The organism is Streptomyces sp. NPDC054841, assembly GCF_053611045.1.
This window is the reverse complement of record NZ_JBSGZO010000291.1, coordinates 1-11,030: the sequence shown is the minus strand read 5'-3', so window position 1 is coordinate 11,030 and position 11,030 is coordinate 1. Positions and strand designations below refer to the sequence as shown.

At 71.7% G+C, this 11,030-nt stretch carries 7 protein-coding genes; 5 read left to right on the top strand and 2 right to left on the bottom strand.

Features of this window, described 5'->3' with window-relative positions:
• Positions 1-9 precede the first annotated feature (9 nt).
• The 4 genes from ACWGI8_RS29920 (at position 10) to ACWGI8_RS29905 (ending at position 5,287) form a co-directional block, all read left to right on the top strand.
• Positions 10-3,144 (top strand): non-ribosomal peptide synthetase, encoded by a 3,135-nt coding sequence (locus ACWGI8_RS29920; protein WP_453665602.1) that lies wholly within the window; start codon positions 10-12, stop codon positions 3,142-3,144.
• The gene (locus ACWGI8_RS29915; RefSeq protein ID WP_453665600.1) at positions 3,138-3,959 is read left to right on the top strand and encodes an ABC transporter permease; all 822 of its coding nucleotides are present in this window, start codon (positions 3,138-3,140) and stop codon (positions 3,957-3,959) included. The genes ACWGI8_RS29920 and ACWGI8_RS29915 overlap by 7 nt, the downstream gene beginning before the upstream one ends.
• A 153-nt stretch (positions 3,960-4,112) precedes the next feature.
• Positions 4,113-4,331: an MbtH family protein gene (locus ACWGI8_RS29910; protein WP_453665598.1), complete on the top strand. Its 219-nt coding sequence runs from the start codon at positions 4,113-4,115 to the stop codon at positions 4,329-4,331.
• Between the two features lie 20 nt (positions 4,332-4,351).
• A complete protein-coding gene (locus ACWGI8_RS29905; RefSeq protein ID WP_453665596.1) occupies positions 4,352-5,287 on the top strand; it encodes an ATP-binding cassette domain-containing protein in 936 nt (311 codons plus the stop codon).
• Positions 5,288-5,473: 186 nt separating this feature from the next.
• Here ACWGI8_RS29905 and ACWGI8_RS29900 read toward each other — a convergent pair whose 3' ends face one another.
• Together ACWGI8_RS29900 and ACWGI8_RS29895 are read right to left on the bottom strand one after the other, a co-directional pair.
• Positions 5,474-7,546 (bottom strand): SpoIIE family protein phosphatase, encoded by a 2,073-nt coding sequence (locus ACWGI8_RS29900; protein ID WP_453665594.1) that lies wholly within the window; start codon positions 7,544-7,546, stop codon positions 5,474-5,476.
• Positions 7,547-7,757: 211 nt separating this feature from the next.
• Entirely contained in the window at positions 7,758-10,217 is a 2,460-nt protein-coding gene (locus ACWGI8_RS29895; RefSeq protein ID WP_453665592.1) for a SpoIIE family protein phosphatase, read from the bottom strand.
• 165 nt (positions 10,218-10,382) lie between these two features.
• Here ACWGI8_RS29895 and ACWGI8_RS29890 point away from each other — a divergent pair.
• Positions 10,383-11,030: alpha/beta hydrolase (locus ACWGI8_RS29890; protein ID WP_453665590.1), on the top strand; the 648-nt coding region annotated here is incomplete at its 3' end.

Here is an 11,030-nt window from a genome sequence, read left to right as displayed (position 1 = left end):
CACGAGCTGGTGGGGTGCTTCATGAACACGCTGGTCCTGCGCACGGACGTGTCGGGCGATCCGACCTTCCGCGAACTCCTCGGACGGGCACGGGAAACCGCGCTCGCGGCCTTCGAGAACCAGGACGTGCCCTTCGAGCGGCTGGTCGAGGTACTCGACCCGCAGCGGTCGATGGGACGCAATCCGCTGTTCCAGGTGATGCTGGCGCTGCAGAACAACGCACAGGCCACGCTGAGCCTTCCCGGGATCCGGCCGGACGCAGAGCCGGTAGGGATCGACACGGCCAAGTTCGACCTGTCCCTGACCGTCTCCGAACACCGCTCCGACGACGACTCCCCGGCCGGCATCATCGGCGTGCTGGAGTACAGCGCGGACGTGTTCGACGAGACGACCGCGCAGTCGCTGGCGGCCCGTCTGGTGCGCGTCCTGGAGCAGGCCGCGCAGGATCCCGACCTGCCGCTGGGCCGGCTGGAGGTGCTGTCCGAACCGGAGCGCCACCAGGTGCTCGTGGAGTGGAACGACACCGATCGGCCGGTGCCGGCCGAGACCCTGACACAGACGTTCCAGGAGCGTGCCGCGCGCACCCCGGACGCACTCGCGGTGCTCGCCGGTGACACGGAGCTGTCCTACGCCGAGCTGAACGCGCGGGCCAACCGGCTCGCCCGGTACCTGGTCGCGCTCGGCGCCGGGCCGGAACGGCTGGTGGCACTGTCCCTGCCGCGGTCGGCGGAGATGCTCGTCGCGCTGCTCGCCGTACTGAAGAGCGGCGCCGCCTACCTGCCGGTCGACCCCGCCCACCCGGCCGACCGGATCCGGTTCGTTCTCGACGACGCCGATCCCGTACTGCTCCTGACCGACGCGGCCATCGCCGCGGCGCTGCCGGCCACCGGCATACGCCAAGTGGTCCTCGACGACGCCGAAGTGGCCGCTGCCGTGGCCGGCCAGGCGGAATCCGACCTGGCCGACCACGACCGGGCGGCTCCGCTCCTGGACCGGCACCCGGCGTACGTGCTCTACACGTCCGGCTCCACGGGACGTCCCAAGGGCGTCATGATCGAGCACCGGTCGCTGATGAACTTCCTGCTGGCCATGTGCGAGCGGTTCTCGCTGCGGCCGGACGACCGGCTGCTGGCCGTCACCACGTGGTCCTTCGACATCGCGGCCCTGGAGGTCTACGTACCCCTGCTGTCGGGAGCCGGCGTCGTGGTCGGGAAGGGCGATGTGGTGCTCGATCCGGCCGCCCTGGTCGATGTCATCGAGCGGGCCGGTGTCACGGTCATGCAGGCGACACCGGCGCTGTGGCAGGAACTGCTGGTCCGCGATCCCGAAGCGGTGCGGGGGCTGCGCGTCCTCGTCGGTGGCGAAGCGGTGTCGGCCGCTCTGGCCGCTGCCCTGGCCGCACGCGCCCGTGAGGTGACCAACCTGTACGGCCCGACCGAGACCACGATCTGGTCGACGGCCGCCGTCCTCTCGGGCGAGGGGACACCGACGCTGGGCCGCCCGATCCGGAACACGCGGGTGTTCGTGCTGGACGAGCGGTTGCGTCCGGTGGCCCCGGGTGTGGCGGGTGACCTGTATCTGTCGGGTGCGGGTCTGGCGCGTGGGTATGTGGGCCGGGCCGGGCTGACGGCGTCGCGGTTCGTGGCGTGCCCGTTCGGGTCCGGGGAGCGGATGTACCGGACCGGGGATGTGGTCCGGTGGACCGCCGACGGGCAGTTGGTGTTCCTCGGGCGGGCCGATGAGCAGGTGAAGGTCCGTGGGTTCCGGGTCGAACTCGGCGAGGTCGAGGCGGCGCTGGCGGCGCACCTTTCCGTGGGCCAGGCCGTGGTGACCGCGCGAGCCGACGGTCCGGGCGGTCAGGCGCTGGTGGGCTATGTGATGCCCGCATCCGCCGGGGACGACGTCGATCCCCTCGCGGTACGGGAGTTCGTCGCGGAGCGGCTGCCGGAGTACATGGTGCCGTCGGTGATGGTGCTGGAGTCGCTGCCGCTGACACCGAGCGGAAAGGTGGACCGCAAGGCTCTGCCGGCACCGGACTTCGCGGCCGTGGTGTCCTCCCGCGAGCCGCGCAACCCGGTCGAGGAAGTCCTGTGCGGACTGTTCGCGGAGGTCCTGGGCCTGTCGCGGACCGGCATCGACGACAGCTTCTTCGACCTGGGCGGACACTCCCTCCTCGCGGTCAGGCTGGTCAGCAGGGCGCAGGCGGCAGGTCTGCGGCTGGCCGTCGCGGACGTCGTCCTGCACCGGACGGTCGCCGAGCTGGCGACCAGGGCACAGCCGCAGCAGCCGGGCACGGGGACGGACACGGAGGCGGACCTCGGCCCGTTCGCCGCGGTGCTGCCGATCCGGCCGAGCGGTGAGGCGGTCCCCCTGTTCTTCGTGCACAGCGGGCTCGGCTTCAGCCTGCCGTACGTCGGTCTCGCCCGGCATCTCGACCGGCGCTACCCGCTGTACGGCCTTCAGTCCCCGGCCATCAGCGGTGCCGCCGCGCTGCCCGGCGACATCCGTGAGGTCGCCGCCGACTACATCCGCGAGATCCGGCGGCTGCGGCCGAACGGCCCGTACCGTCTCCTCGGCTGGTCGTACGGCGGAGTGCTCGCCCACGAGATCGCGGTCCAGTTGCAGGAGGCGGGGGAGCAGGTCGACTTCCTCGCCAACCTGGACGGCTACCTCGGCCGTACGGGACGGGACGACGACGATCAGGACGACCAGGAGCTGCTGCTCCGCGCGATGGAGACGCTCGGCCACGGCCGGGCCGAGTTCGCCGGTCTCCGGGTGACACCGGCCGAACTCGTCGATGTGCTCCGGCGCGAGAACCATCCGCTGGCCGAACTCGGCGAGCGGGGGATGCTCAACCTGCTCCGGATGTCCCGGGTCCACGGCCGGCTGATGGAACGGTTCGAGGCGGGCCTCTTCACCGGGGACATGCACCTGTTCACGGCGACCGAGGAGTGGACACCGGACGAACTCGCCGACCAGACCGGCCGGTGGAAGCCGCATGTGGACGGCCAACTGCGAGTCCACCGGATCGCCTGCGGCCACGAGTACCTGATGCATCCCGAACCACAGGCCGCCGTCGGGCGGTTGGTCGAGGCCGAGCTCAGCCGCCTCGACGACGAGCAGAACGGCGGTCGGTCATGGTGACCCTCACCGGCACACGGCAGCCCGCGGCGGCCGGGGCGCTGCTCGTCGAGTCCTTCGCCGTGGCGGGCAGGAGGCTGCGGCGCCTGCGCAGGGCGCCGGGCCGGCTCATCGGCATCGTGATGAACCCGCTCGTCTCCCTGGTCGTACTCGGCTACCTGTTCCAGGGCTCACTGTCGATCTCCGGCCAGGGCAGCTACCAGGAGTACATATTCGCCGGTGTGGCGGCGCAGGTCGGGCTCGCCGGCATCGGCCCGACGGCGGTGGCCATCGCGATGGATCTGCGCGGCGGGCTCGTCGACAGATTCCGCAGCCTGCCGATTTCCCGGTCCGCGGTCCTGATCGGACACACACTCGGCGACCTGATCGTCGGAATGATCGGTCTGGCCGTGGTCACCGGCTTCGGGCTGCTGTTCGGCTGGCGGCCGCACGGCGGGGCGCTCTCCGTACTCGCGGGCTTCGCCGTGCTCGCCGTGTTCATGTACACGATGCTGTGGGTCGGCGTGATGCTCGGGATGTTCTCCCGCAATCTGGAGACGATCAACGTCGTCGCCGGGCTCGCCACGGTCCTGTTCACCTTCCTGTCCAACACCTTCCAGTCCGTCGACCGACTGCCCGGCTGGCTGCGGCCGGTTGCGGAGTGGAATCCGGTCAGTGCCGTGGTCACCGCGCTACGGCGGCTGTGGGGCAATCCGGTGGCCACCGGTGGAGGCTTCCCCGGCGAGCACGCGTCCCTGGCGATCGTCGTCTCGCTCGGCGTCGTCTTCGTGGTCACCGTCCTGCTGAGCCTGCGCCGCTACCGGACCGCGGCCACATGATCCGAACCGCCTGCGCGGAACGGGTCGGGCCGGCGACCTCCCACGCGGGAACCGCACGTCAGCACGGTGTCAGCGAGCAATGCCACAGTCGACGGGCAGCAGTGGCGACCAGAGAGCCAGCAGTAGTGGCGACCAGAGATCGGGAGTGACGACATGACGAACCCCTTCGACGACCAGGACGGTACGTTCCTCGTGCTGGTGAACGACGAGTCCCAGTACTGCATCTGGCCCTCGTTCACGCAGCCGCCGTCCGGCTGGACCGTGGCCCAGGGCGAGAGCTCCCGCGACGAGGCACTGTCGTACGTGGAGCAGCACTGGACGGACATGCGCCCCCGCAGTCTGCGGGAGCACGCCGCGAATCCCGTTCGCTGACCGGGAGCACCACGGTGGACATGGCAATACGCGCGGAAGGCCTGTGCAAACGCTACCGGGGCGTCGAAGCGCTCACCGGGATCGACCTGAGCGTGCGGGCCGGCTCGGTGCTCGGTCTGCTCGGCCCGAACGGCGCCGGAAAGACGACCACCGTGCAGATCCTGACGACACTGGTCGAGCCGGACGGCGGCCACGCGGAGGTGGCCGGATTCGACATCGTCCGGCAGCCGCGCGAGGTGCGGCGGCGGATCGGCCTCGCCGGTCAGTACGCCGCCGTGGACGAGGTCCTCAGCGGGCGGGAGAACCTCGTCCTCCTCGGGACGCTGCTGCACCTCGGCAGGCGTAACGCACGGCGGCGCGCGGACGAACTGCTGGCGCGCTTCAACCTGTCGCGCGTCGCGCACCGTGCCGTACGCACCTACTCCGGAGGCATGCGGCGGCGCCTGGATCTCGCCAGCTGTCTCGTCACCTCGCCGCCGGTGCTGTTCCTCGACGAGCCGACGACGGGTCTCGATCCGGTGAGCCGGACGGCGCTGTGGGATCTCGTCCGGGAACTCGTCGACGACGGTGTGACCGTGCTGCTGACGACGCAGTACCTGGAAGAGGCCGACCACCTGGCCGACCAGATCGTGGTCATCGACTCCGGCCGGGTGATCGCCGACGGCACCCCCGACCAACTGAAACGCAAGGTCGGCCGTGACTGGCTCGAACTGTCCGTGGCGACGCCGGCCGACATGGGCGCGGCGCTGGCCACCCTCAGGCCGGTCCTCGCCACCGAGCCCGCCGTGGACGCGGAACGGGGCCGTCTGGCCATCCAGATGGACGACGGTCTGAGCGACATCGCCGAAGTGGCCGCCGCGCTCCGGGACGCGGGCATCGGGGTCGCCGACTTCGCGTTGCGCAGGCCCACCCTCGACGACGTCTTCGCGCATCTCACCGGAAAGTCCACGAACTGAACGACATCACCGCCACCACCGTCACCGCCGCCACCACCGCCGGGCCGTGCCGGGCGAGCGACGCGCAGTTCCCCCGGGGGCGGCGCGCCGCTCGCACGTGGCATCAGCCGTGCAGCCCGTACCCGCCGCAGGTGGCGGCAGCCACCAGCCGGGCGACCGCCGTCCAGCAGGCGCCGCCCGCCGCTGTCACTCGCGGACGCGGGCGATGAGCAGGGCCACGTCGTCGCACCAGGTGTCGCCGCGCAGTGCGTCGAGAAGCAGGTCGCAGGTCTCCTCCAGCCCGGCGGGCGGATCCGAAAGCAGGGTGAGCAGCACATTCAGTCGGGTGTCGATGTCGTCGGTCCGGGTCTCCACCAGCCCGTCGGTGTAGAGCACGAGCGTGTCGCCGGGGGAGAGGGCGATGGTGACGGAACGGAAGGGGACGCCGCCGACGCCGAGCGGGACCCCGCTGGGCAGATCGAGCAGCAGCGGCGGGCGGCCCGACCGCAGCAGCACCGGGGGCAGATGACCGGCCGTGGAAATGGTGCACTGCCCCTCGTGGGGGTCGTAGAGCACATACAGACACGTGGCGATGTAGGGCTCCAGCCCGCCCGTGATCACATCGAGATGGTGCAGCACCCGCTCGGGGTCCAGGCCGAGCGCGGTCAGGGTCTGGGTGGCGGTGCGCAGTCGCCCCATCGCCGTGGCAGCGTTGATGCCGCTGCCCATGACATCGCCCACCACCAGCGCCGTCTTGTCGCCGCTCAGCGGGAGGACGTCGAACCAGTCGCCGCCGACCTCGCTGACGGCCCCGGCCGGCTGGTAGCGGGAGGCGACTTCCAGGCCGGCCAGATACGGCGGATGCCGGGGCAGCAGGCTGCGCTGGAGGGCGAGGGCGGCGTTGCGCTGCTGCTGGTACCAGCGGGCGTTGTCGATGCACACCGCGGCCCGGGCCGCCAGTTCGGTGGCGAGCAGGACGTCGTCGGAGTCGAAGGGGAGAGGATTGCGGGAACGCTTGAGATCCAGCACGCCGAGCACCTCACCCCGGGCGGTCAACGGCACGGCCAGATAGGAATGCACACCGGCCTCGCCCAGTAGCCCGGCCGAGTCGGCGTCGCGCGCGATGCCCGGCAGATCCGCCTCGGTCACCTGGGGCACGATGACCGGCTCCCCGGTCTGCACACACCGGGTGACCAGCCGGTCGGCGTCGTAGTGGGCGAGTTCGCCGGGAGGGTCGGCCGCCCGGACCGCGGGAGTGGGATAGGCCGCGGCGACGGCCAGGGCGCGGAAGACCGCCGGACCGCCCGCCGGCACCGTTTCACGGCGGCCCTCCACGGCGGAGTCCAGCACGTCCACCGCCGCGACGTCGGCGAGCTCGGGTACGGCGACGTCGGCCAGTTCCCGGGCGGTCTGCCACAGGTCCAGCGTGGTACCGATACGCACCGAGGCATCCGCCACCATGGTGAGGCGGTGCCTGGCACGCTCCGCCTCCCGGGACGCCTGGTGCCGGTCCGTGACATCCACGACCGAGGCCGCCAGCCCCAGAATCCGCCCGCCGGGATCCTCCAGCCGGTACAGGGACAGGGACCAGGCCCGCTCGGTGTTACGGGCGGACGGGTGGCCGAGCACCCGGCGGTCCACCAGCGGCGTACCCGTCTCCAGGACCCGGCGCATGGCGGCCTCGATCCTGTCGGCGTCCACGAACGGCAGGGTCTCGCCCACGCGCCGGCCCACATGCCGTGACGCCGGGATGCCGCTGACACGCTCCAGCGCCGGGTTGACGGTGATGAAGCGCAGACCGGAGTCCAGGACGGCGAGGCCGATCGGGGACTGGTCCACGAGCCGCACGGACAGCGCCAGGTCCCGCTCCACCTGGCGCAGCGTCGCCTGGTCGGTGGCCAGGCCGAGGGCGTAGTAATCGCCGTGCTCGTCCTGCAGACGCATGTTGCGCATCTCAAGGCGCCGCATGCCGCCGTCCTTGTGCCGCACGGGGAAGACTCCTGCCCAGCTCTCGCCGCTCTCCATCACGTCGGCGAACAGCTGGAGCACGAGGTCGAAGTGCTCCTCGGCGACCAGCAACTGGACCGCGTACTGGCCCAGCGCCTCCTCGGGGGCGTATCCCAGCAGCTCCTCGGCCTGCCGGCTCCACAGTGCGATCCGCCCGTCCGCGTCGAGCACCACGGCCGCCATTCCGAGCACGTCGAGCAGCCCGCCCGGCGGAGCGGGCCCGAGCTCCGCGTTCGGCACCAGGTCACCGGAGAACGCTTCGGTGCCACCCATCCGCAGCCGCTCCTCCCGCCGCCGTGACGGCGTACGCGTCCAGGCCACGCCCACACCGCCGGAAACCTGGGCGCTCTCCATCGTCCCCCCGCCCCCAGATCCGCGCAGCTCCTGCCCCGCATCCGCGCACTTCCCGCCCCGCATCCGCACGACCCGGCCGGCGGTGCCGGCACGCACGCCCGGCCCGGCCGGCGGTGCCGGGCACACACGCTCAGCCCGGCCGGCGTCCGACGGCGGGCATGGGCAGCTCCTGCTCGGTCCAGACGGTCTTGCCTCCGCGCGCGTGCCGCGTGCCCCAGCGCGCCGTCAGCTGGGCCACGAGCAGCAGTCCCCGGCCGCCCTCGTCGGTGCTGCGCGCGCGGCGCAGATGGGGGGAGGTGCTACTGGGATCGGAAACCTCGCAGATCAGCCGGTGCAGATTGATGAGGCGCAGGGTCACGGGCCCGCCGGCGTAGCGGTAGGCGTTGGTGACGAGCTCGCTCACGATCAGCTCCGTCGTGAAGATCATCTCGTCCAGTCCCCACTCGGTGAGCTGCCGTTCGATCAGCCCCCGGGCACGGGCCGGTGCGGTGGGCTCCGCGGGCAGCTCCCAGGACGCGACCTGCTCCGGCGCCAGGGTCCGGGTCCGGGCCAGGAGCAGGGCGACATCGTCGGTGGGCCGGACCGGCAGCAGCGCGTCGACCACGTCCTGCGAGGCCTCCTCCAGCGACCTGGCCGGTCCCGCGAGCGCCGCGCAGAGCCGGTCCAGCCCGGCATCGACGTCACGGTCGTCGCCCTCGATGAGCCCGTTCGTGTAGAGGGCCATCACGCTGTGCTCGGCGAGCTCCAGCTCCGCGGCTTCGAACGGCAGTCCGCCCAGCCCCAGCGGCGGCCCGGCCGGGAGGTCGGGGAGGCTCGCGTCCCCGTCGGGTGTCACCACCACCGGAGGGGGATGCCCCGCGCGAGCCAGGGAGCAGTGGCGGGACACCGGGTCGTACACGGCGTACAGGCAGGTGGCGCCCACCACCTGATCGCCGGACGAGCCCTCGTCCCCCGACTCCTGTTCGCCGGCCAGCCGCGTGACCAGGTCGTCGAGGTGCGAGAGCACCTCGTCGGGTTCCAGATCGAGATCGGCCAGCGTATGTACGGCGGTACGCAGCCGGCCCATCGTCGCCGCGGCGTTGATGCCATGACCGACGACGTCCCCGACGACCAGCGCGACACGGGCACCCGAGAGCGGTATCACGTCGAACCAGTCCCCGCCGACTCCGGCGGCGCCGCCCGCCGGCAGATACCGGTGGGAGACGCGAACCGCCGGATGCCGCGGGAACGAGTGCGGCAGCAGACGGCGTTGCAGCGCCAGCGCGGTGCGGTGCTGCTGCGTGTAGCGGCGGGCATTGTCGATGGAGACCGCGGCACGGGCGGCGAATTCACTCGCCAGAGTGAGATCGTCTTCCTCGAACGGCTCGGGCACCTTGTACCGCCACAGGCAGACGAGCCCCAGCACGAGCCCGCGGGCGGTCAGCGGAACGACCATCAGGGAGTGGACTCCCAGCCTGCGCGTCTGTTCCGACCGCACCTGGTCCAGGCCCAGGCCCGCCACGGGGTTCGCCGGATCGAGACGGGCCACCAGAACAGGGCGACGGGTGATCAGACAGCGGGCCTGCGGTGTGTTCGGAGGGAACGTTCGCAGGGTCCCCACCGGGAACATCACCAGCTCCGGGGCCGGCGCGACCGACTTGAGCGCGGCTCTGCGGAGGGGACCGGCGCCGTCGGGGAACAGCTCCTCACCCAGGGCGACAGCGTCGAGAAGATCGACCGTCACCACGTCGGCGAGCCCGGGGACCGCGACATCCACCAGCTCCGACGCGGTCGTCGTCACGTCCAGCGTGGTCCCGATCCGGGCACTCGCCTCGTTGAGCATCGCCAGCCGGCGCCGGGCCCGGTGCCGGTCGGTGACGTCCTCGACCAGTTGCGTCACCCCCAGCGTCCGGCCGGTGGAATCCTCCATACGGAACGCGGACACGGCGACGTACCGCTCCCGCCCCGGGTCGCTGCGCAGCCGGCACGACTGCTCGGTGAAGATCATCGGCCTGCCGGTCTCCAGCACCTGCTGCAGCCTGCCCTCGATCGTCTCCGCGTCAGGAGGGATCAGGAAGTCTCCGATGCGGTGCCCCCGCGCCTGCTCGCCCGTGATCCGCCCGATGCGTGCAAGCGCACGGTTGATCCGCAGGACCGCCAGGGAGGGGTCGTGGACGGCGAGGCCGATCGGCGACCGGCGGAACAGCCCCTCGAGGACCGACCGGTCGATCTCCCACTGGGCGATCTCCTCCGCCGGCGCGCCCTCCACGTACCACTCGTCGGCACGCCCGGCGCGGATCACACGGTGGACGCGGATGCCGAAGGCGGCCCGCCGGTCCTTGTGGTCCCGTACGGGCAGACCACCGAACCAGCGGCCGTCCCGCACACAGGCCGCCGCCGCGTCCCGTACGAGATCACGATCTCGCGGATCCACGAGAAGGTCCGCGGCAGACCGGCCGAGAGCCTCCTCCTCGGTGTATCCCAGCAGCTCGCGCGCGCGTTCGCTCCAGCCCACCACCCAGCCGCGGCCGTCGAGCAAGAGAGAGACGGCGCTGCCCAACGAGAACGGGTCCGCCGGGCTCTCATTCATCAGGGACACGGATCCGGTCATCACCTCTCATGCTCCACCGGGTCCGGCCCGTGCGCACGTGCTCCACCGGGTCCGGCCCGTGCGCACGCGGCCCGGCGGGCACAGCCGCCTGCGCGCGGGCAGCGGATTCCGATCGTAGGGTCGGTAGGCGTGCATATGTCCGGCTGCTCACGAGGGAGTACGGAAATGTCGGAGAGCTATGCCCCGCAGGCCCCGGTGCTGGAGCCCGCCGCCGCGGAGTTCGCGGCGGCGACGGCCAATCCGCCGTTCCTGTTCGACCTGCCGCCGGCGGAGGGCCGCAAGGCCGTCGACGAGGTGCAGTCCGGTGAGATCGCCAAGCCGGAGGTGGACGAGGAGTGGGTGACCGTACAGGGCGGTCCCACCGGTACCGTCCGGGTGCGGGTGGTCCGGCCCGTGGGGGCTGCGGGAGCCCTGCCCGTGATCCTGTACATCCACGGTGCGGGCTGGGTGTTCGGCAACGCCCACACCCATGACCGTCTGGTGCGTGAGCTGGCCATGGGCGCCGGGGCGGCGGTGGTGTTCCCCGAGTACGACCTGTCACCCGAGGCCCGCTACCCGGTCGCCATCGAGCAGAACTACGCCGTGGCCCGCTGGATCGTCACGGACGGAGCCGGCCAGGGCCTGGACGGTGCGCGACTGGCGGTGGCCGGGGACTCGGTGGGCGGCAACATGACCGCCGCCGTCACGCTCCTCGCCAAGGAGCGCGGCGATGTGCCGTTGCTCCAGCAGGTGCTGTTCTACCCGGTCACCGACGCCGCCTTCGACACCGGTTCCTACCGGCAGTTCGCCGAGGGCTACTTCCTGCGCCGCGAC